The organism is uncultured Thiocystis sp., assembly GCF_903866365.1.
GTDB lineage: Bacteria > Pseudomonadota > Gammaproteobacteria > Chromatiales > Chromatiaceae > Chromatium.
Map to the genome: position 1 here is coordinate 1 of NZ_CAIPNF010000044.1, position 25141 is coordinate 25141.

General features: G+C 62.8%; 23 protein-coding genes. 9 read left to right on the forward strand and 14 right to left on the reverse strand.

From position 1 onward, the window contains the following. Nucleotides 1-133: 133 nt before the first annotated feature. Together QZY07_RS02390 and QZY07_RS02395 are read left to right on the forward strand one after the other, a co-directional pair. Nucleotides 134-385 carry a DUF3775 domain-containing protein gene (locus QZY07_RS02390; RefSeq protein ID WP_363183602.1) on the forward strand — a complete coding sequence of 84 codons (252 nt, stop codon included), beginning with the start codon at nucleotides 134-136 and terminating at the stop codon, nucleotides 383-385. A gap of 8 nt (nucleotides 386-393) precedes the next feature. Then, the gene (locus tag QZY07_RS02395) at nucleotides 394-531 is read left to right on the forward strand and encodes a hypothetical protein (RefSeq protein WP_295399502.1); all 138 of its coding nucleotides are present in this window, start codon (nucleotides 394-396) and stop codon (nucleotides 529-531) included. A 729-nt stretch (nucleotides 532-1260) separates the two neighbouring features. Here the strand turns inward: QZY07_RS02395 and QZY07_RS02400 are convergent. The 6 genes from QZY07_RS02400 to hrcA all read right to left on the reverse strand — a co-directional run bounded on the left by QZY07_RS02400 (nucleotide 1261) and on the right by hrcA (nucleotide 10051). Beyond that, entirely contained in the window at nucleotides 1261-3864 is a 2604-nt protein-coding gene (locus tag QZY07_RS02400) for a C1 family peptidase (RefSeq protein ID WP_295399503.1), read from the reverse strand. A gap of 149 nt (nucleotides 3865-4013) precedes the next feature. After that, entirely contained in the window at nucleotides 4014-4829 is an 816-nt protein-coding gene (gene dapB / locus QZY07_RS02405) for a 4-hydroxy-tetrahydrodipicolinate reductase (protein ID WP_295399504.1), read from the reverse strand. Nucleotides 4830-4908: 79 nt separating this feature from the next. Beyond that, on the reverse strand, nucleotides 4909-6048 hold the full coding sequence (dnaJ, locus tag QZY07_RS02410; protein ID WP_295399505.1) for a molecular chaperone DnaJ: 1140 nt from the start codon (nucleotides 6046-6048) through the stop codon (nucleotides 4909-4911). A gap of 127 nt (nucleotides 6049-6175) precedes the next feature. Beyond that, nucleotides 6176-8101, reverse strand: coding sequence for a molecular chaperone DnaK (gene dnaK, locus QZY07_RS02415; RefSeq protein ID WP_295399506.1), 1926 nt, complete (start codon nucleotides 8099-8101; stop codon nucleotides 6176-6178). 89 nt (nucleotides 8102-8190) lie between these two features. Further along, complete coding sequence (gene grpE, locus QZY07_RS02420) at nucleotides 8191-8862, reverse strand: nucleotide exchange factor GrpE (protein ID WP_295399507.1); 672 nt, start codon at nucleotides 8860-8862, stop codon at nucleotides 8191-8193. 112 nt (nucleotides 8863-8974) lie between these two features. Then, a complete protein-coding gene (hrcA, locus tag QZY07_RS02425) occupies nucleotides 8975-10051 on the reverse strand; it encodes a heat-inducible transcriptional repressor HrcA (protein ID WP_295399537.1) in 1077 nt (358 codons plus the stop codon). 212 nt (nucleotides 10052-10263) lie between these two features. On the opposite strand from hrcA, the gene QZY07_RS02430 reads away from it, so the two are divergent. The 4 genes from QZY07_RS02430 to QZY07_RS02445 all read left to right on the forward strand — a co-directional run bounded on the left by QZY07_RS02430 (nucleotide 10264) and on the right by QZY07_RS02445 (nucleotide 14783). Then, nucleotides 10264-11163: an NAD(+) kinase gene (locus tag QZY07_RS02430; RefSeq protein WP_295399508.1), complete on the forward strand. Its 900-nt coding sequence runs from the start codon at nucleotides 10264-10266 to the stop codon at nucleotides 11161-11163. After that, entirely contained in the window at nucleotides 11157-12824 is a 1668-nt protein-coding gene (recN, locus tag QZY07_RS02435; protein WP_295399509.1) for a DNA repair protein RecN, read from the forward strand. The genes QZY07_RS02430 and recN overlap by 7 nt, the downstream gene beginning before the upstream one ends. A gap of 55 nt (nucleotides 12825-12879) precedes the next feature. Continuing rightward, nucleotides 12880-14103 carry an HD-GYP domain-containing protein gene (locus QZY07_RS02440; RefSeq protein ID WP_295399510.1) on the forward strand — a complete coding sequence of 408 codons (1224 nt, stop codon included), beginning with the start codon at nucleotides 12880-12882 and terminating at the stop codon, nucleotides 14101-14103. A gap of 320 nt (nucleotides 14104-14423) precedes the next feature. After that, the gene (locus tag QZY07_RS02445; protein WP_295399511.1) at nucleotides 14424-14783 is read left to right on the forward strand and encodes an STAS domain-containing protein; all 360 of its coding nucleotides are present in this window, start codon (nucleotides 14424-14426) and stop codon (nucleotides 14781-14783) included. Between the two features lie 95 nt (nucleotides 14784-14878). On the opposite strand, the gene pncC is transcribed toward QZY07_RS02445, so the two are convergent. Beyond that, nucleotides 14879-15388, reverse strand: coding sequence for a nicotinamide-nucleotide amidase (gene pncC / locus QZY07_RS02450; protein ID WP_295399512.1), 510 nt, complete (start codon nucleotides 15386-15388; stop codon nucleotides 14879-14881). Between the two features lie 142 nt (nucleotides 15389-15530). Between pncC and QZY07_RS02455 the strand changes: the two genes are divergently transcribed. The 3 genes from QZY07_RS02455 to QZY07_RS02465 are packed head-to-tail and all read left to right on the forward strand — an operon-like array spanning nucleotide 15531 to nucleotide 17836. Continuing rightward, complete coding sequence (locus QZY07_RS02455; RefSeq protein WP_295399513.1) at nucleotides 15531-15821, forward strand: cupin domain-containing protein; 291 nt, start codon at nucleotides 15531-15533, stop codon at nucleotides 15819-15821. A gap of 32 nt (nucleotides 15822-15853) precedes the next feature. Further along, complete coding sequence (locus QZY07_RS02460) at nucleotides 15854-16363, forward strand: DUF302 domain-containing protein (RefSeq protein WP_295399514.1); 510 nt, start codon at nucleotides 15854-15856, stop codon at nucleotides 16361-16363. Between the two features lie 3 nt (nucleotides 16364-16366). Next, nucleotides 16367-17836 (forward strand): 2Fe-2S iron-sulfur cluster-binding protein, encoded by a 1470-nt coding sequence (locus tag QZY07_RS02465; RefSeq protein WP_295399515.1) that lies wholly within the window; start codon nucleotides 16367-16369, stop codon nucleotides 17834-17836. A gap of 13 nt (nucleotides 17837-17849) precedes the next feature. Here the strand turns inward: QZY07_RS02465 and QZY07_RS02470 are convergent, their stop codons facing one another. The 7 genes from QZY07_RS02470 to QZY07_RS02500 all read right to left on the reverse strand — a co-directional run bounded on the left by QZY07_RS02470 (nucleotide 17850) and on the right by QZY07_RS02500 (nucleotide 25135). Next, the gene (locus QZY07_RS02470) at nucleotides 17850-18032 is read right to left on the reverse strand and encodes a hypothetical protein (protein WP_014777297.1); all 183 of its coding nucleotides are present in this window, start codon (nucleotides 18030-18032) and stop codon (nucleotides 17850-17852) included. Between the two features lie 150 nt (nucleotides 18033-18182). Beyond that, a complete protein-coding gene (gene ubiG / locus QZY07_RS02475) occupies nucleotides 18183-18935 on the reverse strand; it encodes a bifunctional 2-polyprenyl-6-hydroxyphenol methylase/3-demethylubiquinol 3-O-methyltransferase UbiG (protein WP_295399516.1) in 753 nt (250 codons plus the stop codon). Between the two features lie 229 nt (nucleotides 18936-19164). Beyond that, nucleotides 19165-20247: a cell division protein ZapE gene (gene zapE, locus QZY07_RS02480; protein ID WP_295399517.1), complete on the reverse strand. Its 1083-nt coding sequence runs from the start codon at nucleotides 20245-20247 to the stop codon at nucleotides 19165-19167. Nucleotides 20248-20338: 91 nt separating this feature from the next. Continuing rightward, the gene (locus QZY07_RS02485; protein WP_295399518.1) at nucleotides 20339-23386 is read right to left on the reverse strand and encodes a hypothetical protein; all 3048 of its coding nucleotides are present in this window, start codon (nucleotides 23384-23386) and stop codon (nucleotides 20339-20341) included. Between the two features lie 111 nt (nucleotides 23387-23497). Then, nucleotides 23498-24223 (reverse strand): hypothetical protein, encoded by a 726-nt coding sequence (locus QZY07_RS02490; RefSeq protein WP_295399519.1) that lies wholly within the window; start codon nucleotides 24221-24223, stop codon nucleotides 23498-23500. Continuing rightward, the gene (locus QZY07_RS02495; protein ID WP_295399520.1) at nucleotides 24220-24702 is read right to left on the reverse strand and encodes a hypothetical protein; all 483 of its coding nucleotides are present in this window, start codon (nucleotides 24700-24702) and stop codon (nucleotides 24220-24222) included. The genes QZY07_RS02490 and QZY07_RS02495 overlap by 4 nt, the downstream gene beginning before the upstream one ends. A gap of 58 nt (nucleotides 24703-24760) precedes the next feature. Next, entirely contained in the window at nucleotides 24761-25135 is a 375-nt protein-coding gene (locus tag QZY07_RS02500) for a transcriptional regulator (protein ID WP_295399521.1), read from the reverse strand. Nucleotides 25136-25141: the final 6 nt, after the last annotated feature.

A 25141-nucleotide genomic window follows, 5' to 3' on the forward strand; every position in this document is an offset into this window, starting at 1 on the left:
AATAACCTAGCGAATAAGATAAAGCTTTTTGCAAACGAAATTTTCGATCCAAATTATAAGAAAAGAGAGACATCCTTAGGTCGTTTAAATAGGTTGCTTCTGGAAGTCCAGGCTTAAAAAATCCCGAACACCTATGAGCGAGGACTATAGCCTGCGCGAAATGATCGGTGCCATCGGCGAGATGAGCCAGCGTCAGCGTGCCGAATTAGTCGCGCTTCTGTGGCTCGGGCGCGGTGACTATGGCCTGGAGGAATGGGAAACGGCGGTGGACGACGCGATCGGCGAATACTCGTTGAGCGCGGCCGCGTACCTGATCGGCCATCCGACGGCCCCGGACGATCTTGAAGAAGGGCTGATCGCCCATGGGTATTCCTGTCAGGATTGACCCCCACCTTGCTGGCACCACCGCGCATCCAGGCAGTGGGGATTCATTACGATGAAAGGGTGGCTCCGAAGGTGACACCCGAGGCGGTGGAACAGTCACGGTTGCGCGCGGAGAACGCGCCGCTTAAGCGTGAGGTCGAGATCTGATGCTTCGGTTTCGCTCAGGACAGGCCGAGGCACCACAAGCGCCGCTAGAAGGCATCGACCGGCTCCAAGCACCGCCTGCCCCCAATCACCTGCTCGCGCGCGATTTCACCCTGAGAGCACGCACACGCCATACCTAATGCGATCGGAGTTCCGCCTTACGCGGGTTGCTGTCGGACGACACCTCGTCTCGCGGACGGCCATCACAGTGCCGTCGCGAGTCGGGCGCTGATAATTCGGATGCAGTTGTCATCGACCTCGGTGAAAACCACCAAACACAACGATCCGCCATTCCGACGTCAATGAAATTAACACCTTCAGTGACCGCCAAAATGGCGCAACCTCCTATCGGAGTTCCGCCTTACGCGGGTTACGCGGGTGATACCGCCGGGACGATCCTCCTTACTGGAAGGCGCGACACCTTCCGCGTCGCCTCTCCCCGCTGGCGGTGGCAAATCACACTCACCACGAAAATAGGGCCAGATTCCACAGGATTTCCTGCTCCGGCGATCGACACAAAGATGACCTCGTGGGACGCCCCCGATTGCCTCGGCGATCAGCTCGTATCCATCGGCCAGGCACTTGAGGGCCGCCGGGTTGGCCATCCCGGGTCGCGGCTCAATGCTCTCGTTGAGGGGATTTTCACCCGGCCCGCGAGACAATCCCAGTGGCGCTTCCATCATCAGCCCGGCGAAACACATCGCCAGACTCATGAACCGACTTGATCGATGATTACTCAAGCGCGCTTCCACCCGGCATGGGTGTAGCATTGGTCACCGGGAACAGCACTTGCGCGGCGGCCTTGGCGCGTTTTGTCTGGATCGCCTCGCCGATGGCCAGGCTCGGGCCATCGTTTGCGCTCAAAACCCGCATCGTCATGCCTCCCTCGGGCGTGCGTGTCAATTCGACTTTTTGCATTGACACGCCTTGTCCCAGTGGCCTTCGACCGTTGTGGGCCGATTGGGGATCGGGAATCGCCTCGGTCACGACGTCGTCCGCCGCCATGCTCTGGCTCACGGCTCCCAGACCGCCCACCGTAACCCTGCCCCAACTATAGGAGCCGTTATTGAGCTCATTGCTTTCCTCGACCGCATTCAAGTCATCCACCCACAGCCCTATGTAATAGACGCCGGGTGCGACACTCCAGCCGTCATGGTCCTGATACAGCGAGAACCGCGCCACGCTGGAGGCGTCACGATAAATATAGCTACCGGGGTTTAGAATATTTCCCGCCCGCTCATAGAACAGAAACGTCTCATTGCCATTGCCAACGACTTGGTCCCAGTCGAGAATAAGGTTCACATACCAATCCGGTGTGTACGCCGGACTCGCTCCATTGTTGATGATCTCATAGCTTAGCGTGCCATTGCCCCACCCGTCCCACTGCGCATACCAATCATTCACCACCAGGTCTGGTAACAAGTTAGCGATATGCTCCACACCGCTCGCCCGCGAGACGTTGTCGTATTCATTCGACTCAGGCGTGGTATTCAGGTCATCGACCCAGACGGCAAAATAATAATCCCCACTTTCAAGATTGTCCGGAAGTTGAAAATCGATTGCGTTATTGTCATCGCGGTAGGCCGACTCCCCCGGCTCCAGTTCGAATGAAATGGTCTCGTAAATGACATAGTGGTCGCTCGAACTGATCTCGGCGTTTCGCGACAGCATCAGATTGACGTCGAAGCCAGCCGCCGCAACGCCCTGTCCATTGTTGAGGACGGTGTATTGCAACACGCCTCGTCCACGCGGTCTGGGGTCGTAGGAAGGAATCGTCCAGGAGGAGACCACCAGGTTAGGCAGCAGGTCATCGTCTTGGACCGGTTCGGTGGGGTTCACTGGATCGGGTAGGGGACGCGGATCGTTTTCCCTGTCCTCGAGCACATAGGCTTGAGTCAGCGTGCCTTGCGAGGCGAAGTCATAGGGCATCCAGAAATAGCCATTGTCGCCCCAGTCGCTTCCCCATGAGTTGATGACGCGAAATGCCCCTCCAAAGCGATTGTCGTCGTAGCCGACAATGGTGATCGCGTGTCCCCCGAGGTCATTGTTGGAGGCAGTGTTGTAGACGGAATTCACGCCCTCCAGCTTGCCAAACGAGGGATAAACGCGGACGCCGCCGATGACCGGTTTGCGATTGGCGAGCGCCGCCTTGATCTGCGAGGTGTCGTTGACGCGAGACCAGGATTGTGCACGGTATCGGGATGCCTCGGAGACCGCAGCCGAGGTCGGCTGGCCGAGATAATCGAGCGCGCTGTAGGGCATCGTCGCCAGGCTGGCGATTCCATGCTGCACGGCCAGATCGAGCGCGTCACTGATATGGCATCCCTGATCCTCGCCATCATTGATCTGGTTGTAAACGAAGGCTGGGCTGAACAGGTGATCGCTGGTATTGAGCGGCCAGTCGTTTTCGATCTTTTCCTGATACGACTTGAGTGCGTAGGCCACGGCCCAGCCGACACAGCTATTTTGCTGTCCCTGATCGCCGGGGACCGGGAACGATGGACTCAGGTCAATCGACGAGGGCGGTGTGGGCTCGTCGTTGGGCGCGCCAAGCAAGTCGCTGTTGAAACCGCTCAGATTAAAGCTTGCGTAGACGCTCGGCTCTATTTCCTCGCTGCCCGCTTCGTTATCCTTGAAGACGCCAAGGGCGAGCGTGACGAGCGCCGGAGGGCTATAGTGCGCTCCATCCGTAACCCGGTAAGTCACTGAGATGGCGCTCGCGCTGGTGGGCGTGAGAGTCAGATAGAGTTTTCCCGAGTTCGGATTGACATACGCCGCTTGGTAACCCGCGCCGGCGGCGGGCGAGGCAAGTTCGTAGATGAGCACGTCGCCATCGGCATCGTGGCCCGACAACTGCTGTTCGAAATAGGGGACCGAGGGATTGGCGCTGACGGTAATGGGATCGGCCAGCGGTACGGTATCGCCTCCGGGGCCGACGAGCCCGATCGAAATCACCTTCCAGTCCAGCGTGCCTTCCAGTACGGCGGCGGGCGCCAGAAATGCCGTATAGCGCGTGCCCGCGTGCTCCACGCAGTGAATCGACAGATTCAGCGCCGCGTCGGCGTTCGCCGCGGCATTGACGGCGGCGGATGGGCCATCCCGAGTCAGTCGAAAATAGATAGCTCCCGGGTCGGCTGGATTGGCGTATCCCTGAAACAAGACATCGTGCATGACCCCCTGGTATTGCGCGCTTGGCAATGTCATCAACGACAAATCGGAGGCGACGGCGCCGCACTCCGAATGCGCTTGCGGTCCAATGACGAACAAACCAGTCATCAAGACCAGTGCTCTTGACAAGGAAATCATTTCGCCCTCTCGTGTTTGATTAAATCGCATTCAGATCATCACGCGATGCTGTCTGAAATGCTTGGTTTTTCTCCGGCACCCTTGATCGGTGTGAAGCCTGTCGGCCGGCCATGGACCCGCAAGGCATTCTCCAGGCAGTCAACGCAGAAACATGCGATGCAAGCCATCGTGAATTTCGCTCAGTACGCCCGCAACCCCAGCACATCCTGCATATCGAACAGACCGCGCTCGCGTCCGGCGATCCAGCCGGCGGCGCGCATGGCCCCGCGGGCGAAGTTCATGCGGCTCGACGCCTTGTGCGCGATCTCGATCCGCTCGCCATCGGCGACGAACCAGACGCTATGTTCGCCCACTACATCGCCGGCACGGATGGTCTCGAAGCCGATCGTCCGGCGCTCGCGCGGTCCGGCGCGTCCTTCCCGGCCATAGACCGCGACCTGCTTGAGATCGCGGCCGAGCGCGTCGGCGATCACCTCGCCCATGCGCAACGCGGTGCCGGATGGCGCATCGACCTTGTGCCGATGGTGCGCCTCGATGATCTCGATATCGACCTCGTCGCCGAGCACCCGCGCGGCGATGTCCAGCAGCTTGAAGCAGAGATTGACGCCGACGCTCATGTTCGGGGCGAAGACGATGCCGATCGCTTCACCAGCGACAGCGATCGCCGCGCGCTGCGCCTCGTCGAGTCCGGTGGTCCCGATAACCATACGCCGCCCCGCCGCGCGACAGAGCCCGAGATGGGCGATGGTCGCGTCCGGCACGGTGAAATCGATCAGCACGTCGAAATCGTCGAGTACTTCCGACAGCTCCGCCGCCAAGGCCACGCCCAGGTGCCCGACACCCGCGAGTTCCCCGGCATCGGCGCCGAGCAGCGAGCTGCCGGCGCGCTCGGTCGCCGCGCCAAGGATGAGCCCCTCGGTCTCGGCGACGGCCTGTACCAGGGTGCGGCCCATGCGACCGCCGGCACCGGCGATGGCAATTCTGATCTCATTCATACCATTCGTTTCTCGCATTCAAGCGGTTTCCCGTCGACAGTCATCATGCACGTCCGCAAACATCAAACTGACAACTTCCTTACAACCCCATCTTCTCGAAGAAATTCTTGACCCCATCCAGCCAGGAATGCGACTGCGGATTGTGGTGCGATCCGCCCTCCTTCACGCTGATCTCGAATTCCTGCAACAGTTCCTTCTGACGCTCGGTCAGATTGACCGGGGTCTCGACCGTGACCCGACAGATGAGATCCCCGACCGGTCCGCCGCGCACCGGTTTCACGCCTTTGTTGCGAACCCGGAACATCTTGCCGGTCTGGGTGCCGCCGGGAATCTTCAGCATGACCTTGCCGTCGAGGGTCGGCACCTCAAGTTCGCCGCCCAGGGCAGCGGTGACGAAGCCGATCGGCACCTGACAATAGAGATTGCTTTCCTCGCGGGTAAAGATGGGGTGATCCAACACCTGGATCTGCACATAGAGATCGCCCGGCGGACCGCCCTGCTCGCCGCGCTCGCCCTCACCGGCGAGACGGATGCGATCGCCATTGTCCACGCCCGCGGGCACCTTGACCGACAGGGTCTTTTCTTCCTGTAGACGACCGCGACCCCGACAGTGACTGCAGGGCTCAGCGATGACGGTACCCGCGCCACGGCACTCGGGACAGGTCTGCTGAATGGAGAAAAAGCCCTGCTGCATCCGCACCTGGCCAACCCCGCCGCAGGTTGTACAGGTCTTGGGCTGCGTGCCCGGCTTGGCCCCGGTCCCGCCGCAGAATTGGCAGTCCACCAGGGTCGGGAGACGAATCTTGACTTCCTTGCCGTTCACTGCGTCTTCGAGCGGGAGCGACAGGTCGTAGCGCAGATCGACGCCCCGCTGGGTCCGGCGTCCGCCACCCGCGCGCCCGCCGAAGATGTCGCCGAAGACGTCGCCGAAGATATCCGAGAAAGAGCCGGCCCCGGCGAAATCGCCGGGGCCGGCAAAACCGCCTGCGCCCGCGTCAACGCCAGCATGACCGAACTGATCGTAGGCCGAGCGCTTTTTCGGATCGCTCAGGACATCGTGGGCCAGCTTGGCCTCCTTAAATTTCGCCTCGGCATCCGCGTCGCCGGTGTTGCGGTCGGGATGATATTTCATCGCCAGCCGGCGAAACGCCTTCTTGAGGTCGGCCTCGCTGGCGTTGCGTGGAACGCCCAAAACTTCGTAATAGTCGCGCTTTGCCATGTCTTTACGTCCAACCGCCAGTGGCTAGTCGATCACCAGCCCCTTCAAAACAGAAAGCGCACGGGCGACCCGTGCGCCTGTACGCTTTCATCCTAATGGACTGGCGGCCGTCGGCCAGCCATTCGCCTCACTTTCTGTCGTCTTTGACCTCTTCGAACTCCGCGTCGACCACGTCGTCCTGGGGACCGCTCTGATGCGCGTGACTCTCCCCGGCACCCGCCTCTCCGGTCTCGCCGGTTTTCGCGTAGAGCCGTTCCGCCATCTTGCCGGAGACCTCGCCCAGACTCTTGGTCAATGACTCGATGCGGTCCTTGCTCTCGCCCTTCATGGCCTCTTCCAGTTCCTTGATGGCCGACTCGATGGACGACTTCTCGCCGCTCTCGATCTTGTCGCCAAGCTGATCCATCGACTTGCGGGTGGCGTGAATCATGGAATCGGCCTGATTGCGCGCGGCGACCAGTTCGTGGAACTGACGGTCTTCCTCGGCATGGGCCTCGGCATCCTTGACCATCTTGGCGATCTCGGCCTCGGACAGACCCGAGGACGCCTTGATGATGATCGACTGCTCCTTGCCGGTCGCCTTGTCCTTGGCCGAGACGTTCAGGATGCCGTTGGCGTCGATGTCGAACTTGACCTCAACCTGCGGCACGCCGCGCGGCGCCGGCGGGATGTCGCTGAGATCGAACCGGCCCAGGGACTTGTTGGCGACGGCGCGCTCGCGCTCGCCCTGCAGGACATGCACGGTGACGGCGGTCTGATTGTCGTCGGCGGTCGAGAAGGTCTGCCCGGCCGAAGTCGGGATGGTGGTGTTTTTCTCGATCAGCTTGGTCATGACACCGCCGAGGGTCTCGATGCCAAGCGACAGCGGGGTGACGTCGAGCAGCAGCACGTCCTTGACCTCGCCGCCGAGCACGCCGCCCTGGATCGCGGCGCCGATGGCGACCGCCTCGTCCGGGTTCACGTCCTTGCGCGGGGTCTTGCCGAAGAAGCCCTCGACCTTGGCCTGAACCTTGGGCATACGGGTCTGACCGCCGACCAGGATGACCTCGTCGATCTGTCCAGCGGTGAGTCCGGCGTCCTTGAGCGCGATGCGGCAGGGCTCGATGGTGCGGTCGACCAGTTCGTCGACCAGCGACTCCAGCTTGGCGCGCGTCAGCTTGACGTTGAGATGCTTGGGGCCGGTCTGATCGGCGGTGATGTACGGCAAGTTGATGTCGGTCTGCTGGCTCGTCGACAGCTCGATCTTGGCCTTCTCGGCGGATTCCTTGAGACGTTGCAGCGCCAGCGGATCGTTGCGCAGATCGAAGCCCTGCGACTTTTTGAAATCCTCGACCAGGAAGTCGATGATCCGCATGTCGAAGTCCTCGCCACCGAGGAAGGTGTCGCCATTGGTCGAGAGTACCTCGAACTGATGTTCGCCCTCGATCTCGGCGATCTCGATGATGGACACGTCGAAGGTGCCGCCACCCAGATCATAGACGGCGATCTTCTGGTCGCCGCGCCGCTTGTCCATGCCGTAAGCCAACGCCGCCGCCGTCGGCTCGTTGATGATGCGCTTGACCTCCAACCCGGCGATGCGCCCAGCATCCTTGGTGGCCTGACGCTGCGAGTCGTTGAAATAGGCCGGAACCGTGATGACCGCCTCGGTGACCGCGTGACCGAGATAGTCCTCGGCGGTCTTCTTCATCTTCTGCAGCACCTTGGCCGAAATTTCGGGCGGGGCCATCTTCTTGCCGTTGACCTCGACCCAGGCGTCGCCGTTGTCGGCCTTGACGATCTTGTAGGGGACCATGTCTTTGTCCTTGGCGACCACCTGATCCTCATAACGGCGCCCGATCAGGCGCTTGATGGCGAACAGGGTATTGGCGGGGTTGGTCACCGACTGCCGCTTGGCGGACTGACCGACCAACACATCGCCATCGCCCGTGTAGGCGATGATCGAGGGCGTGGTGCGATCGCCCTCGACGTTCTCGATGACCTTCACATTGTCGCCTTCCATCACGGCGACGCAGGAGTTGGTCGTGCCGAGATCGATACCGATGATTTTTCCCATGAGCATATTCTCCGATAATGTCTTGGTGGCGCGATGGCGCCAGATTGTTCAGTGAGTTGGGGAAAACCCCGCGCCATTCAAGCCGGTGATCACGCGACTGGTTGAGACACCAGGACCAGTGCCGGGCGCACCAGGCGACCGTTTAAGGTATAGCCCTTCTGAATCACGGCCACCACGGTATTCGGCGGCAGATCGGCGCGCGGCTGAGTGGAAATGGCTTGGTGGAATTCCGGATCGAAGGGCTGTTCCAGCGGCTCGACGGGCGCGACCCCGAACTTGTCCATCACGTCGCCAAGCAACTTCAACGTCAATTCGGTGCCTTCGCGGAGCTTGTCGATATCGACGGTCTCTTCCAGCGCCGCGTTGTGTCCCAATTCCAGGCTGTCGCGCACCTGGAGCAGTTCGCGCACGAAGCTGTCCAGGGCATATTTATGGGCCTTTTCCAGTTCGTTGGAATGACGGCGCCGGATGTTCTCCATCTCGGCGCGCGCGCGCAGGAGCTGATCGCGGTTCTCGTCCGCCGCCGCGCGCACCTCGGTCAGCGCGACGGCCAATTCCTCCAGCGACGGTGGCGACGGCTCGGCGGGCGGCGCGCTCTCCGGCACGCTAGCATCGGGCGGTGCCGACACATCCGCCGCCGACGCCTTGATGTACGCATCGACGGCCGCCCGCTTGGCCGCCTCCTCTCCGGCGGGGATCGCTGGCTCCGAGGCCGCTGATTCCGGCGGCTCTGGCTCGATACGATGTGGATCCGTGTTCATGTTGACCTCCAACTGCTGCGGACGAGCATGCTCCCGGGCGCTCTCAACGCCGGGTCGCCTGCTCGCGTGATTTCGATTTTTTGGGCGCGCCCCGACGCCCGCGTCGGGCACGTCACTGGCGCAGCGCCGCCGCCAGCAACCGCGCGGTGACATCGACGATCGGCACCACGCGCTGATAATCCATCCGGGTCGGACCGATCACGCCGAGCACGCCGACCACCCGATCCTCGACCCGATAGCTCGTCGTCACGACACTGCAATCGTCCAGAAGCGCGTACCCGGACTCCTCGCCGATAAATATCTGCACGCCCTCCGCGGCGATACAGCGGTCGAGAATGTGCAGGATTTCGCGTTTCTGATTGAAGGCGTCGAACAATTGCCTGATGCGGTCCATGCTCGCCAGTTCGCCAAACTCCATCAGATTCGTCTGTCCAGCGATGAAGCAGTCGTCCCGGCTTTCGGCGGCCTCCACGACTTCCTGCGCCAGCGCCGCCGCGCGGATCATCTGCTGATCCATGCTGGCATGCGCATTCTTTAAATCGTCCAGCAGGCGCTTGCGGACCTCGCCGATGTCCTGGCCGGTGAACATCCGATTGAGATAATTCGATGCCTGCTCTAACTGGGACGGGGTGAAATGCCGTTCCGTGCCCATGATCCGGTTATGCACCTCTCCTTCGCTGGTGACCAGAATGGCCAGCACCCGCTTCTCGGACAGGGGCAGGAGTTCGATCTGACGAAAGACATTGCGCTCATGGCGCGGCAGCATCACCACGCCAGCCAGATGCGTGATGCCCGAGAGCAGCGTCGAGGCCGTCTCGATCAACGACTTGGCATCCGTGCGGACATCGAAGCGCGTGCGCAGCGAGGCGATGTCATCCTCCGAGGGCGCCCGCCAGGTCAGGAGCGAATTCACGAACAGCCGATACCCGGCCACGGTCGGCACCCGGCCCGCGGAGGTATGAGGCGACACCACCAGACCCAGCTCCTCCAGGTCCGACATGACATTACGGACGGTCGCCGGACTCAGATCCAGCCCCGTGTCTTTCGCGAGGGTGCGCGAGCCGACCGGCTGACCGTCTCGACTATAGCGCTCGACCAGCGCTTTCAGAAAATGAAGCGCGCGCTCGCTGACCGGGTTGTCGGTCTGTCGTGTCTCGGATTTCAATGTCGATTTGCCAGCGATCACAATGGTTTGAATCGTCAACCGGAGAAGGGCTCTCTGAACCGCTATTTTAGCACTCACCACAAGAGAGTGCTAACACCTGAATTTAGGGATCGAGACCGCGCCTGTCAAGACTCCCGCATGCGCACACACCGTCGCCGATTCAGTCTTGGCGCGATTGCCGCCCCATGCTAACGTTGCGCGGTCTTCTCCGTCGGCCACCATGCCAATCAGATCCCATGCCGCATTTTACGACCGTCGGCATCGTTGCCAAGCAAGGTGACCCCGAGCAGGTGCGTGGTACCCTCGCGCGTTTGAGCGACCGTCTGCGTTCGCGCGAGGTGGCCTTTTTGCTCGATGCCGAGAGCGCCCATCTGCTCGACGCGCCCCTTGGCGCCGCCATCCCCCTCGCCGAACTCGCCGCCCGCTGCGATCTGATCGTGGTCGTGGGTGGCGATGGCACCCTGTTGCATGCCGCGCGCGCGAGCGCGGCGCATGGCGTGCCCCTGCTCGGCATCAACCTGGGCCGACTGGGGTTTCTGGTCGATGTCTCGCCCTGCGACATCGATGCGGTGCTCGACCGGATCCTGGCCGGCGAGTACGAAATGGACCATCGCTCCATGCTGCAGGCGTCGGTGGTCACCGAGCAAACCGCGGGGCCGGCTTACACGGCGCTCAACGATGTCGCGATCCACAAATGGAACACGGCGCGCATGATCGAGTTCGAGACCTATATCGATGGCGTTTTCGTCAACGTCCAACGCTCGGACGGACTGATCGTCGCCACCCCGACCGGCTCCACCGCCTATGCGCTGTCCGGCGGCGGTCCGCTGGTCGACCCGGCGCTGGACGCCATCCTGCTGGTGCCCATCTGTCCGCACGACCTGAGCAACCGACCGCTGGTGGTTCCCGGCGACCGCCGCATCGAGGTGCGGGTGCGCGGGCACGATCAGGGACACGTCCAGATCACCTGCGACGGACAGACCGCGCTCGCGCTCCCGACCGACGCCTGGGTGCGGATTAGCGGTCACACGGATCGCGTCCGGCTGATCCATCCCAAGGGGCACGATCACTATCAGATCATGCGCGCCAAGCTCCACTGGGGCGGCCATCACGCCACGCGGGCACACCCATGCTGACCCATCTCCAGGTCCGGGATCTGGCCATCGTCAGCCGACTCGAACTCGACTGCCCGCGGGGCATGACGGCGCTCACCGGCGAGACCGGCGCCGGCAAGTCGATCCTGATCGACGCGCTCAGTCTGGCCCTGGGCGACAAGGCCGAGGTCGGCATGATCCGCGCCGGCAGCGAACGCGCCGAGATCCTCGCCGAGTTCGACCTCGCCGCCTGTCCCGGCGCCCGCGACTGGCTCGTCGAACAGGCATTGGACGACGAGGGCGGCTGCCTCCTGCGCCGGCTGATCGTGCGCGAGGGGCGTTCGCGCGCCTACATCAACGGCCGCCCGGCCAGCGGCGCGCAGTTACGCGACCTCGGCAATCTGCTGGTGGACATCCACGGTCAGCACGCCCATCAGTCCCTGCTGCGCGCCAACGCCCAACGCGACCTGCTCGATGCCTATGGCGGCCAACGGCCCCTGGCGGATGCGGTGGCGAAAGCCTTTCGGGAGTTCCGGGCGCTCGATCAAAAACTCGCCGCGCTGGAAACGGCCTGCCAGGAACGCTCCGCGCGGCTCGATCTGTTGCGTTTCCAGGTGCAGGAACTGGAGTCGCTCGGCCTGACCGCCGCCGACATCGAGTCGCTGGACCAGGAGCAACGGCGTCTGAGCCATCTCGGCCGATTGCAGGAGACCGCCGCGCGCGTCCTGCAGACCCTGGCGGAATCCGAGCCCTCGATCGAGGATCATCTGCGCGCCGCGACCGCCGAAATCGCGGAACTCGCCGTTATCGATCCGGGGCTTGCCGACAGCCGGGAACTGCTGGAAACGGCGGCCATTCATGCCGGCGAGGCAGCCGCCAGTCTGCGGCATTATCTCGACGGACTGGATCTGGACCCGGCCGCGCTGGACGCGGTCGAAACCCGTCTCGCCCAGGTTCACGATCTAGCCCGTAAATACCGGATTCTCCCCATCCTGTTACCGGACACCTTGAACGAGCGGCGCGTTGAGCTGGAGGCATTGGAACAGTCCGATGTCACGCTGGCCGGTCTGCGCGAATCGCATGAGGCCACCTGGCAGAATTTCATGACCCTGGCCCAGCGCCTGGGCAAAGCCCGCGCCACGACCGCGGACCGTCTCGCCGAGACCGTCAGCGCGTCCATGCAGCAGCTTGGCATGGCCGGCGGACGCTTCGCGGTCCAGATCGAGACACTCCCGCGTGAGCGGGCCGGCAGCGGCGGCCTGGAGCGCATCGACTTTCTCGTCAGCGCCAATCCGGGTCAACCCTTGCAGCCTCTGGCGAAGGTCGCCTCGGGCGGCGAACTCTCGCGGATCAGCCTTGGCATTCAGGTGGCCACGGCCGCTTGCGGCAGCGTGTCCACCCTGGTGTTCGACGAGGTCGATGTCGGCATCGGCGGCGGCGTGGCGGAGATCGTCGGCCGCCTGCTCCATCAGCTCGGCGAATCCCGCCAGGTTCTCTGCGTCACCCACCTGCCCCAGGTCGCCGCCCAGGCGCACGCGCAACTCCGGGTCCGCAAGGAGACCCTCGACGGCCAGACGCATACCCGCATCGAGCCCCTGGATCCAGCCGCCCGTGTCGAGGAGATCGCCCGCATGCTGGGCGGAACCGAGATCACCGCGCGCACCCGCGACCATGCCAGCGAGATGCTGGATGGGGGACGCTGATCCAATACCGGCGGCTTTTATCCGCAGCCTTTTTCCGCTGTCAGGAGCGAATGGCATGATCAAGAAGATCGGGGTCGAACAACTTCAGCTCGGCATGTATGTCCATGACCTCAATTGCGACTGGATGGATCATGGCTTCATGCGGAATCGCTTTCTGCTCAAGGCGGACAAAAGCCTGGAGCGGATTCGCCAGTTGGGCATTCGCGAGATTTACATCGATACGGACAAGGGGCTCGATGTCTCGCTCGCCCCGACCGCCAGCGAGGTCGAGGAGGCGCTGGAACAGGATCTGGTCCAGGTAGCCGAGACCGGCGCGGGCGAGGAGCATGCGGTCCCGCTGGCCGAGGAGCGCAATCAAGCAAAACGCATCCACAACGAAGCGATCGGGCTGGTCAGCAGCCTGATGGAGGATGCGCGCCTGGGACAACAGATCGCCCTGGAGCAGGTAAACCCGCTGGTGACCGAAATGGTCGGCTCGATCTTTCGCAATCAGGACGCCCTGCTGGCACTCACCCGCATCCGCCGCGTGGGCCGGTATACCTTCGAGCACTCGGTCAATGTCGCCGTGCTCATGGTCTCCTTCGCCCGCACCCTGGAGATCGAGCGTTCGCTGATCCATGACATCGGACTGGGCGCACTCCTGCATGACCTCGGCAAGATTCTGGTTCCCCCCGCGATTCTCAACAAACCGGGGCAGCTGACCGACGAGGAATTTGTCGTCATGCGCGGCCATGTGGTCCACACCCGCGACATCCTGGCCAAGGTTCCGGGCATCCCGCCGATCGCCCTGGCGGTGGCCGCCGAGCATCATGAACGCATCGACGGCAGCGGTTATCCGAATCGCAAGACCGGCGCCGACATCTCCCTGTACGGACAGATGGCCGCGATCGCCGATGTCTACGACGCCATCACCACCGAGCGCGTCTATCACAAGGCGCTGGAACCCCATCAGGCGCTACGCAAACTGCTGGAATGGAGCCATCACCATTTCGATGCGCATCTGGTACAGCAATTCATTCGCTGCGTCGGTATCTATCCGGTCGGAACCCTGGTGCGACTGCGCAGCGGACTGCTTGGCGTGGTGGTGGAGACGGGCCGGAAAGGGCTGTTCCACCCGGTCGTGCGGGTCTTCATGGACGCCAGGCGACGCACCTATCTGACCGTGCGGGACGTGGATCTCTCGCGTTTGAGCAAGGGCTCCGAGGAGCGGATCGAGAGCGCCGAATCGCCGGCGCAGTGGCGCGTCGATCCGGTCAAGGTGCTGCAATACCCAGGGTGATCGAAGCCGCGCCCGGCGAGGCGCGTGCAGCGCAGCGCCTCCGTCCGTTCCGAACCGACACGCGATAGAGTAGTTGCACGGACTAGGCAAACGCGCAATGACCAACAATACTTAATGACTGGGCCGCAGCTCGGTGAACTTGCACTGTTGCGAGCAACCCCCAATCTCGCAGCCACCCAGGATGATCGGCGGGACATGATCGACATGATGAAAATTGAAGGTTTGAAGGATTGATACCGCGTTCGCGCCGAGCCATGCCGGTTCGGCAAGTCCGCGCCAATGCAACCAGGATTGCCGCGTTCCACACGAGGAGGGACACAATGCCGATGATGACGTCATTCATTTCAAGCGAGGACAGACTCGATCTGTTATTCCACGGCGATCTCGACCTGACGATCGCGGAAGACGCCTGTCGGGTCTTTGCCGACATCCCGGTCGGCCTGCGGACCTGCATCATGGATCTGACCCGTCTCGATCGGGTCTTCGACTCCGGACTCGCGTTGCTATGGATGCTGAACGAGCGCCTGCGGCGCATCGGCGCGACCGTGGTGATCCTGAGCGATCACCCGGAACTTCAACGCCGCCTGCCGCGCGTCATGACGAATGCCTTGAATATCGTCCCAATAGACTCGCCGAAGACACGCCAGTCAGTGACTCCGCAAGGGCGACGGTCGACTTGAAACCGCTGCTTAAAGCGTAGATTTCATGAAGCAGTTTCAAGCCCCGCAGCTTGAAACCGTCACGCCAGCGTCGTCGAGCTGGTCGGGCAAGCGCGTCAGATTCGCGCTTGCAGATGTTCCAGCAAGCCTTCGAGCGCAACCCAAACCGCTTGATGGCGAACCCTGTCGCGATCGCCGTCAAATCGATCACACCCGGTCAGTACCCGCTGGCCGGGCAAACCCCAGGCGAACCAAACGGTGCCGACCGGCTTGTCGGCGCTACCTCCGCCGGGTCCGGCGATACCCGTGATCGCAACGGCGACCTCCGCCTGACTCCGCGCCATCGCGCCAGCAACCATCGCCTTCGCCACGGGCTCACTGACAGCACCATGCGCGTCCAGGGTTTCGGAAGCAACACCGAGCATCTCCTGCTTTGCCGCATTGCTATAGGTCACGAACCCACGGTCGAACCAGGCGCTACAGCCCGCGATGTCGGTGACCGTCTTCGCAACCCAACCGCCGGTACAGGATTCGGCGGTCGCCAGCCGGAGACCGAGTTGCAGCATCCGGTCGCCTAAACGCGCGGCAATGGATTCGAGCGGTTCGTCTTCGATTCGTTTCACCATGGCATCAGTGTCGCCGAACCTGAGGATGCAGACAATCCCTTGCACAGACGAATCGGCGTCTGGAAAACCTCGCCGAACAGCCACAATATCAGTATCGCGACATCCGCCGCCCGGCCCCGGCACTTTGGAGAGCTTACGAACGATGAATGACCTGACGATCCGCTGCGAGCACAAGCCATCACCCGCTAAACTGGAGGTGCTCGGGGTCGACGACTGGCCGCTCTGGAAAAAAGAGCCTTCCGCGTTCCCCTGGCACTATACAAAAACCGAGACCTGCTACGTACAGCGCGGACGCTTCGTCGTCACGCCGGACGGCGGCGAGCCGCTCACCTTTGTCCGGGGCGACCTGATCAGCTTTCCGGCCGGTCTCTCCTGCGTCTGGGAGATCCTGGAGCCGGTGGAAAAACACTACCGCTTCGACGAAACCCCATAAAAACTCACAACCTGCAACGGAAGATGAAAGACATGCGGAAAATTGCCCGAATTCGCTCGCCCTGGCTGGTTCTGCTCGCCTGCTTGCCGATGCTCCTGCCCGTCTCCGCCAGCCCTGCGGAAGGCATGACCATCGCCGACACCGTTTACAAACTCCCGCTGGAGGAAGGCGTGTCCCCGGAGGACGCCATCGATTCCATGCTGCTGCGCGCCAATGCGCTGAATTTCAAGCTGGTCGCCCGTCTGCCGCTCTCCCAGGAACTGGAGGCCATGGGCGTCCCCACCAAGCGCATCGAGATCTTCCAGTTCTGCGATGCCCGGATCGCCGCCCAAATGATCGCCGAAAATCTGGACTTTTCGGCCTATCTGCCCTGCCGTATCACCCTGATCGAGGACCAGGAAGGCAAACCCTGGTTGGTGACGCTGGATCTGAACAAGGTGATTCAGATGGCCGATCTGCCGCCCACACTCCTGGAACTCGCCACCAAGGTTCGCGACACCATGAACGACATCATGGCCGCGGGCGCCAGCGGGGATCTCTGATCCATGACCTATTTGAGCCTCTCCCGCGCCGCCCGGCTCGCCGGCGTCACCCGCGCCGAACTCCAGCGCCGCATTCGTCGCGGCGAAATCGCGACCTTCGAGGGGGCGGTGGCGGTGGAGGCTCTGCTGCGGGCCTATCCGGCCGTGAGCCTGACCAATGACGATGCCCTGGAACGGGTCGAACGCATCAAGCGCGACGCCCTGCCCAGGCTCGACGCGGGCGAAACCGTCCTGCCGAGCCCGGAGGTCTTCCTGTCGCGTCTGCGCGGTCTGAGCGAAACCCTGGCGGAACGCATCGCGGCCAACGAACTCGCCGATGCCTTGCTGGATCAGGTCGGCGCACAGCTCGCGAGGCTCGCCGCCCAACCTCCCGAGCAGCTTTCAGAGACACTACGCGAGATTCAGGACTGGTTCGTCGACGCCCGGCGCCAGCTCGCACTCCACCCCGTGCCCGACGGGCGCGCCCAACTCCTCGCCAAGGATACCTTTCTGCGCATCATGGCAGCCAACGTCAAGCTGATCCCAAGCGGCCACGACTTTTTCGTCGAGGGCAACGAGTCGATCCTGGATGCGTCGGTGCGCGCCGGGCTCAAACTGAGTTATGGCTGTTCCAGCGGCAATTGCGGCGACTGCAAGGTTCGTCTGATCAGCGGCGAAACCCGGAAGATCCGCGATCACGACTATGTCGTCAGCGAACGCGAGAAGTCGATGGGCTACCTCCTCTCTTGCTCGCAAACGGCCGTGACCGACTTGGTCATCGAGGCCGCCGAAGCGTTGTCGGTCGACGATCTGCCGCAACAGGAGATCCGGGCCAGCCTGCGCAAGCTCGAACGACTCTCGCCCGACTTGATCGCCCTGAACATCCAGACACCGCGTACTCACACGCTGCGCTTCATGGCAGGACAGCGGGCGCGCCTGACGCTGGAAGACGGCGCCACACGCGAATTGTCCATCGCAAGCTGTCCCTGCAACGGGCGCAATCTCTGGTTTTATGTCAGACGCCAGGACGACGCCTTCTCCGCGCATGCGTTCGGTGCTCTGCACCCCGGCCATCTGGTCACCGTCACCGGCCCTCAGGGCGATTTCGTGCTCGTCGAGGACGCGCCGGAACCGGCCATCCTGATCGCCTTCGGCGACGGCATCGCGCCCATCAAGAGCCTGATCGAGCACGCCGTCTCCATCGATCGCATCGAGTCCTTTCATCTGTATTGGGACACCCTCTATCCCGATGGCCATCATCAGGCCCACTGGGGCCGGGCGCTCAAGGACGCCCTGGACAACTTCAGCTTCACTCCGCTCATGAGCGGTCGGCCCGAGGATGTCATCGCCGTGGTGCGCGCCGATCATCCGGGGCCAGATCGACCGCGTTATTATCTTGCCGGTCCGGCGGAGCTTGTCCAGCGCGCGGCGGTCTTGTTGCTCGACCAGGGCGTTGAGAAGGCGCGGATCAAGCTCGAACTCACCGACACCTGATCCGACGGGCAGTTTAGGCCGCTTGCGGCCTGGACTGCTGGGACGGCAGGAACACGGTGCCCTTACCGAAACGATTCACGGCCATATCCCGCACCCAGGGCGGGGCATCCGCGTAGAGTCGCAAATAGGTATACCCCAGATCGCCGCGAACCATGAACGCGACCCAGCGTTCAAACTCTTGTTGTTTTGTCTCCATCACTTCAGTCCTCACTTCGACGACAGCCGATCCTCCACTACTCGTTTTCCCGGCGTCATCGATTGATGCGCCGACACGCTAAAATTAAGGCGATTTCTGCAAAATAGGCGTGGAAACTTATTCATTCAACCGATGTTGACTAAAAAATCCTTAGAACGCACGTCTTTGCAGCAGCAGCAGATAGTTCACCCCCATCCAGCGGGTGAAGCCGAAGACCCGCGTGAACGGATTGACCCGCACCCCGGTCTTGTGGAGCAGTTCAAACCGCTCGCCCAGCCGGTCAAGCACCTGGCGCGGACGCACCAGCTTGCGGAAATGGTGGGTACCGCGAGGCAGCCAGCGCAACAGGTATTCAGCGCCGAGAATGGCCATCATCAGCGCCGCCAGGGTACGGTTGATACTGGCGACAAACATCACCCCGCCCGGCCGTACCAGTTGCGCGCAATCGTCGAGAAACGCCGGCAGTTGCTCCACATGCTCGATCACCTCCATGTTGAGCACCGCGTCGAATTGCGCGCCCTCGCGCACCAACTGATCCGCCGTCGCCAACCGATACAGGATCTCGAGCCCGCTCCACTGAGCATGCAGATCGGCCACCCGAACATTTTTTTCGGTGATCTCGATGCCGGTGACCCGCGCGCCGAGGCGCGCCATGGACTCGCTCAGAATACCGCCGCCGCAACCGATATCGAGCACCGTCAAGCCCTCGAAAGGGCGCTCCAGGGCGGCATCGCGCCCGAATGCCGCGGCAAGTCGCGCGCGAATATACTCCACCCGAAAGGCGTTCAGACGATGCAGCGGCCAGAATGGCCCCTCCGTATCCCACCAACGATGGGCAAGACGCTCAAAATAGGCGACTTCATCCGGATCGATACTCGACGCGGTCAACTGCACGGTACTCATGGAATTCTCCGGTGCGAACGAGCGAATGCGCTTGAAATCGTGTTGAGTACGGAGTTTTGCAACCCGCTCGACAGCGGCGACCCGTCGCTCGACCCGCCATCGATCGAGTTTGTACGGACTTTGGATCGTGCATTCCGCAACCGCGGCAGTCGCGAGGCCGATGAGCGCGGACGCCGCCACAACCCATGCCTACCATGACGCAGACCCTGCCCGACAGGGTCGCTACAGATCACGCCGCCAGCGCCGCCGCCAGATAGTCCCGCGATTGCATCTCGATCAAGCGGCTGAGCAATCGCTCATGGGCAAAGTCCGGCAAGCCGCCAAGATAGAGGCTCTCGATCGGCGCGGCGGCGGAGAGCACGAGTTTGACGCGCTGATCGTAGAACTCGTCGACCAGATGCAGGAAACGGCGGGCGGCGGCCTCCTGGCCCGGACCGAGTCGCGGTACGCCCGACAGCAGAACGGTGTGGAACTCGCGGGCGATTTCGATATAGTCCGAAGCGGATCGCGCGGTGGCGCAGAGCGCCGCGAAGTCGAACCAGACGACATCCATCCCGACCCGCCGCACCGGAAACGCACGGCCATTGACCGAAAACGCGCCGGACGACGCCTCATGCCCCGCGGTGAGTCGCGCGAAATCCTCGGCCAGACGGCGCTCGCCCGCGTCGCTTTCCAGATAAAAAACCCCCGCCTGGGTCAGCGCGCGCAACCGATAATCGACCCCACCGTCCAGTTCGAAGACCTGGGTGTGCCGTTTGAGCAGTTCGATGGCGGGCAAAAACAACGGCCGCTGCAAGCCATTGCGATACAGCTCGTCGGGCTGAGCGTTGGCGGTCGTGACCAGCGTCATGCCGCGCGCGAAGAGCGCCTTCAGCAGACCGTGCAGGAGCATGGCGTCGGCGATATCGGTGACGATGAATTCATCCAGACAGAGCACGCGCGCCTCTGCGCGCAAACCGTCGGCGACGACCTCCAGCGGATCGGGCTGCCTGGGCAGACGCGCCATCGCCGCGTGAATCTCCCGCATGAAATGATGGAAATGCACCCGCCGTTTATCGGGCACCTCCAGTTCGCCCACGAACCAGTCCATCAGATAGGTCTTACCGCGCCCGACGCCGCCCCAGAGATACAGACCGCGCACCGGGAGCGCCGGCCCGGACCAACGACTTCGGAGCCGTCCCCAGACGCCGCGCCGGGGTTGACGGGGCGGCTCGCGGAGCAACGCCTGGCGCAAGGCGAGAAGCAATTCGCTGGCCTCGCGTTGGGCGCTGTCGCGGGAACGAAAGGAATTCGAGGTGTTGGCTTGAGGCATGTCCAGAACCGAAATAAGAGCGTCCCGCCGACGGCGGCGGACCATGACCGGCTTGGGCAAACTCAGGACGAACAAGAAATCGGCGCCTTCTTTATCGGAAACCACCTGATTCCAGCTTCAGCGTGCGCCCGTTTTCCCCCTGCCCGTCCTTGATCGCCGCGCACGACATGGCGGTGCGAATGTCCAACAGATCGGGCGCGGTCGCGCGCGCAAAGACCTTCTGCCCGGACAGTTCGCCCTGTAGATCCAGTCGCATTTTGTAGAGTCCGGGTTCGCCGACCCGGATCTCGCCAGTATGCGCCCTGGGCGACTGGGTGTAATAGAGGTTGAAAACACGCTCGCGCGGCGCGCCCAGTTCGTGCCACTCGCCATAGGGGCTGCCCTGAGGCAGGCCGACCTGGAAGCAGCCGCGGCGCTCGCGCCCGACATGGAAGGCGAAGGGCGCCTCGCCGCCGCTCGCGGTTGCGACATGGTTAACGACCTTGACCACCCCGCCGGGACAGAGACGCAGCAGACCGAGCGCAACGCCGGTCTTGGCCGTGGGGCGGTAGACCGCGCCGGGGTCGATGGGCAGGGGCGGATGGGGTTGGAGATCGGGTGCTGTCTCGCCAAAGAATTCGGTGAGGTAGCGCTTGGCGACGAAAGTCGTTGGCGAAGACGATGACTGATCTCCAGAACGCTCGGAGAGGATGCGAATGACCGACTCGACGGTCTCCTCAGTCCCGCTAAACTCCGAAAGCACGTCAAGCGCCGACGCCAACGCCTCATCCCTTTCAAGCTCGTAAAGTACGCCGATTGCCTCGTCCAAGACCCAGTGAGCCTCAAACATGTCGGATGAGAGCACTCTGATCGCCCATTTTAGCGGAGACGGCTGTTCCATGGTCGACGGCTCCGGCAGCGCTGGTTTTGCGGGTAAGCCAAACAACCGCGCCACGATCCGCGACCGGCTGGCATTTCCCGCCAGCAGCACATGAATCCGCGCGGGCGACTGGTCGGCAAAGGCCCTGTGCATGGCGGTCAGGAAGTTGCGCACGCCCTGTTCGATGCGCGTCTCCAGATAGCCGGTCAGCGCCGCCTCGGGGATGGCGAGGTCACAGGAGGTCTTCTGGCCGTCGCGATCAAGGAGCTCCAACGTCACCACGCCGCTCGTGTTGGGCTCACCTTCCCGTTTGAGTAGCACGCCCGTCTCCCACAACGAGCGCAGCCGCGCGATCAGCATCAGGGTATTGGTCTGGGCCGCCTGGGTGCGTTCGAGGAACATCTCGGAACCGGGAAAGTCGTCGGCGTCGAGCGGGCGGGTGAAGGCGATCCGGCGCGCGCGGCAGAGGTCCAGATTGTGCCGGAAGGCGAGATAGGCCAGGTTCTCCAGCAGGTTCTCGCCGCCGAGAAAGGGATCGCCGGTGGCCCCGAAGTGCTCGAACACCGCCTCCCAGCCCGCGTCCTCCTCTTCGGCGTCGGGCAGACGGTAGCGCCCGAAATCGAAATCGGCGGTGCCGCCGCCGAAGTCGAACACGGCATAGGCCAGCCCCTCGGCGGTCGGTTCGATACCGAGCAGCGGCAGGGCCGCCGCAGCATAGGCGGCGGGCTCGGAGGCCAGTTCCTCGACCGCGAAATCGTCGAAGGCGGGCTGATCGACGAGCGACGCCGGCAGACTGCGTTGCAGCCCGCGCCGGAAGGAGGCGAGGATTTTCTCCTTCGCCTCGCGCGAATAGGTCACCGGGAAGGTCATGGAATAGCGCAGAAAGAGCCCGCGCCCGCGCCAGTTGATGGCGAGCCCCAGAAACCAGGCATAGAGTTCGATCGGGTCGAAGGGGTCGTCCGGGCCGACCGCGAGCGGCTGCCCCTTGACCGGCATCCGCAGGGTCAGCGGGGCCAGTTCATGTTCCAGTCCAGGGGCATCGTTGCCCTGGAATCGATCAGTGATCCGCACCGGATGGCCCTTGCCCTCGCGCACGGCCCACTGCTTGAGCTTGGCCAGCACGCTGGCGACGATCCGCGGATTGGTTTCGTTGTGACGGAGATTGTGCAGCGCCTCGTGCGAGCAGCGCACCTGATCCCAGAGGACGCCAGGGCGATAGGCCATAGCGCGCCAGGCATCGAGCAGCGCGGCGAGGTCGACGAATTCGAGGAGGGTCGGATTCTCGTAGTCGCCCGGTTGCTCTTTCTCCCAAAAGTCCTGAACGCCGATCCGCAGCAGCTTGTGCTGACCGTTATCGTCATAGGCGACCACGGTGCTGCTGGTGCCGAAGTCAATGGCGACGTTCCAGTCCTTGACATCCTCCGCCGGATTGCGCGCGCGCACCCCGGCCTCGCGCAGATCCTCCGCGTCGCAACCCCAGAACTCCCACAGCCCCTTGTTGGGGTCGGTGAACTGGGCCGGTTCGAGCTTGGGCAGACGGGCGGAGAGCCAGTCGATGGGGCCATAGAGGGTTGGGAGGTCGGGCGATCCCTGGAGCGGCGCCAGCAGGTTCTGGGGGTCTTTTATCTCGCAGGGTTGGAGGGTCCAGCCGCGTTGAATGGCGGTTGCGATGAAGTCTGCGGGGGAGAGGTCGAGAACGGCGGGGTTGCAGGCGATCATTCCGCCAGACCCGCCAGTATTGACCGATGCCGATGTCCCATCATCCAAATCAATTTGTCCGCCTGCGCAGAGCCAATAATCGATTCCCAACAAACGGTCATTGCTGCCAGTTCGTAACGGATTTCGTTGATTGGTTGCAAAGGTGAGCAACTGCTCCTTTCTTGGCAGACACCATCCAACGAGAGTGCCGATGATCAGTTGCGTTACCTGTTGTCTGCCATCGCTCAGCGAGACAGTGGTTGCATGATCGGGCTGCGCATCCCACAGCAGACGGCGCTTGCTGTCATAGAGCATGACCGGCTCCTGGCCAGCCAGTCCGATCCACCAGAAGGGTTGCGCGATCAACTGTTTGGCAAGTGGCTCGATCTGCTCGGCGCGATAAAAATCTTCGAGATAGCTTGGCAATTCCCGATTCATGACGAAGGCATCCATCCGCAAATGACGTTGGCGCGCGAGCCGTTGGAGCCGCTCGATCAGGGCGCGCCGGACCTGTCGCTCGGTGAGTGCGTCAAGCGTGGCGATCAGGGCGCTCAGGGCCGGATCGCGTGTTAGGGTATTCATCTGGCGCCTTTCCCCCTCATCCCCGGCCCTTCTCCCCCAGGGGAGAAGGGAGAAACGGCGGGCGGAAAAGCCCCTCTCCCCCGCGGGGAGAGGGGTTGGGGTGAGGGGCGCTCATGTCTCGACCAGCGGCTTCTTTTGCAACTGGCCGGCGGCATTGAACAGTCCGGGCAGCCACTCGGCGCGGACGCTCTCGCCGGTCGGGACGCCGCGTTCGTGCTGTTTGAAATCGAACGCGGTCCCCGGCTCGGCCGGCTTGAGTCGGGCCGACTGATCGCGCCAAACGAGGTTGTGAATCGCCACGGCGGTGGCGAGGATCTGGCGCTCGGACGCGGTCGCCGGGCGGCGCGCCGACTTGCAGCGTTCGGCCAGACGGTCCCAGAGCTGGAGCGCCTGGTCCCACTGCGCGAGCAGGGCGACGAGCCGGATCAACTGGCGACCCTCGGACTCGGTGCCGTCCGGCAACCAGCGCGCGGCCAGCTCGGCGTCGGCGCGGACCAAGGCCAGGAGGTCCAGCTCCGGCTTCAGGTGTTGGCGCAGGGGGTCTTGAGTCGTGGATAAGGGTCGGGAAACCTCTCGACACGCAGTCAGTAGACGCGCGGGCGACCTTTCGACGCGCACAGACTCAGACGGCTCGGTGGCTTCGGGCAAGTCTTCCGGTGCCGTGTCGTCTTCGTCTTCGTCTTGACTGTTGAGGATCTGGCGGATCAGCCCTCGGGTTTTCTGGTCTTCGGTGAGCAGGAGCAGCAGATCCGGATAGGTGAGTTTTTCAAGCCCGTATCGAGAGATGCCCTTTTTGCCATCCTTATGAAACTCCCGCAAACGTTCTTCTTCGTTCATGACAACTCCTGAAAGAACCCAGCCATCTCGCTCCTGATGACCAACGGATGCCGTTTCATCAACGTCTGACCGGCAACAAGCACCCGCACGCGCTCGTCCGCGGGTAGTTGCGCCAGCCGTTGACGACCAAGCTCGACCTCGCGCCCCGACGGCTCGGGACAGGGCGAGCGGATGCCCGGCGCCTCGGAAGAACGCGCCAGCATGGCCACCTCGTCCGCCCGAACCAGGCCCCAGACGTTGCGGAAGATCACGGGCAGGAACTCCAGCAGGTGCTCCAGGCTCGGGGTGTCCCAGGCGGCGATGCGCTTGGCGAGCCGGCGGTTCTCGGCGCGCAGCGCAGCGAGTTCGTCCAGCCCGGCGGCCTGTTCGAGCCGCGCCACGCGCTCGGCCAGCATGTCGAGAAAGACATAGATCACGCGCGCCTCGCTGGCGGAGCTGAGGAAGCCTTCGATGGGGGCGGATTGGTCGGTGTCGGGCATGGTGTGCGGTCTATCCGCTTGCTCAGGATCTGAACTCTCTTCGACTCCAATCATCACGTCACGATGATGCCGCGTCGCGCATGGGCCTGATCAAGCTTTCAGCAGGAATGCCAAGGTCGCGATGCAGCCGCCAGATCATTTTGAGGGTCAGGGGGCGCTGACGATTGAGTACCTCGTAGACGCGACTGGAACGCCCGATCATGGGTTCCAGATCTTTGGGCATCAGCCCCTTTTGCTCCATCTGAAAGCGGATTGCTTCGACGGGATCCGGCAGATCGAGCGGAAAATGCCGCTGCTCATAGGCTTCGACCAGCGTGACCAGCACATCGAGACGTTCGCCCTCGGGCGTTTCGAGTTCGGCCGTCATCAGGCCTTCGATCTCGCGTAGGGTCGCCCGATAATCGGACGCGGTCTTGATGGGTTTGATGTCCATGATGGA

Excerpts from the sequence above, each read along its gene's own strand:
- dnaJ (WP_295399505.1), bottom strand. The coding sequence starts at position 6,048 with ATGGCAAAGCGCGACTATTACGAAGTTTTGGGCGTTCCACGCAACGCC.
- QZY07_RS02485 (WP_295399518.1), bottom strand. The coding sequence starts at position 23,386 with ATGAATACCCTAACACGCGATCCGGCCCTGAGCGCCCTGATCGCCACG.
- dapB (WP_295399504.1), bottom strand. The coding sequence starts at position 4,829 with ATGAATGAGATCAGAATTGCCATCGCCGGTGCCGGCGGTCGCATGGGC.
- grpE (WP_295399507.1), bottom strand. The coding sequence starts at position 8,862 with ATGAACACGGATCCACATCGTATCGAGCCAGAGCCGCCGGAATCAGCG.
- QZY07_RS02465 (WP_295399515.1), top strand. The coding sequence starts at position 16,367 with ATGACCTATTTGAGCCTCTCCCGCGCCGCCCGGCTCGCCGGCGTCACC.
- zapE (WP_295399517.1), bottom strand. The coding sequence starts at position 20,247 with ATGCCTCAAGCCAACACCTCGAATTCCTTTCGTTCCCGCGACAGCGCC.
- QZY07_RS02430 (WP_295399508.1), top strand. The coding sequence starts at position 10,264 with ATGCCGCATTTTACGACCGTCGGCATCGTTGCCAAGCAAGGTGACCCC.
- QZY07_RS02390 (WP_363183602.1), top strand. The coding sequence starts at position 134 with ATGAGCGAGGACTATAGCCTGCGCGAAATGATCGGTGCCATCGGCGAG.
- QZY07_RS02455 (WP_295399513.1), top strand. The coding sequence starts at position 15,531 with ATGAATGACCTGACGATCCGCTGCGAGCACAAGCCATCACCCGCTAAA.
- QZY07_RS02400 (WP_295399503.1), bottom strand. The coding sequence starts at position 3,864 with ATGCGATTTAATCAAACACGAGAGGGCGAAATGATTTCCTTGTCAAGA.
- QZY07_RS02490 (WP_295399519.1), bottom strand. The coding sequence starts at position 24,223 with ATGAACGAAGAAGAACGTTTGCGGGAGTTTCATAAGGATGGCAAAAAG.
- pncC (WP_295399512.1), bottom strand. The coding sequence starts at position 15,388 with ATGGTGAAACGAATCGAAGACGAACCGCTCGAATCCATTGCCGCGCGT.
- QZY07_RS02460 (WP_295399514.1), top strand. The coding sequence starts at position 15,854 with ATGCGGAAAATTGCCCGAATTCGCTCGCCCTGGCTGGTTCTGCTCGCC.
- QZY07_RS02470 (WP_014777297.1), bottom strand. The coding sequence starts at position 18,032 with ATGGAGACAAAACAACAAGAGTTTGAACGCTGGGTCGCGTTCATGGTT.
- QZY07_RS02445 (WP_295399511.1), top strand. The coding sequence starts at position 14,424 with ATGCCGATGATGACGTCATTCATTTCAAGCGAGGACAGACTCGATCTG.
- QZY07_RS02440 (WP_295399510.1), top strand. The coding sequence starts at position 12,880 with ATGATCAAGAAGATCGGGGTCGAACAACTTCAGCTCGGCATGTATGTC.
- QZY07_RS02500 (WP_295399521.1), bottom strand. The coding sequence starts at position 25,135 with ATGGACATCAAACCCATCAAGACCGCGTCCGATTATCGGGCGACCCTA.
- dnaK (WP_295399506.1), bottom strand. The coding sequence starts at position 8,101 with ATGGGAAAAATCATCGGTATCGATCTCGGCACGACCAACTCCTGCGTC.
- QZY07_RS02495 (WP_295399520.1), bottom strand. The coding sequence starts at position 24,702 with ATGCCCGACACCGACCAATCCGCCCCCATCGAAGGCTTCCTCAGCTCC.
- recN (WP_295399509.1), top strand. The coding sequence starts at position 11,157 with ATGCTGACCCATCTCCAGGTCCGGGATCTGGCCATCGTCAGCCGACTC.
- ubiG (WP_295399516.1), bottom strand. The coding sequence starts at position 18,935 with ATGAGTACCGTGCAGTTGACCGCGTCGAGTATCGATCCGGATGAAGTC.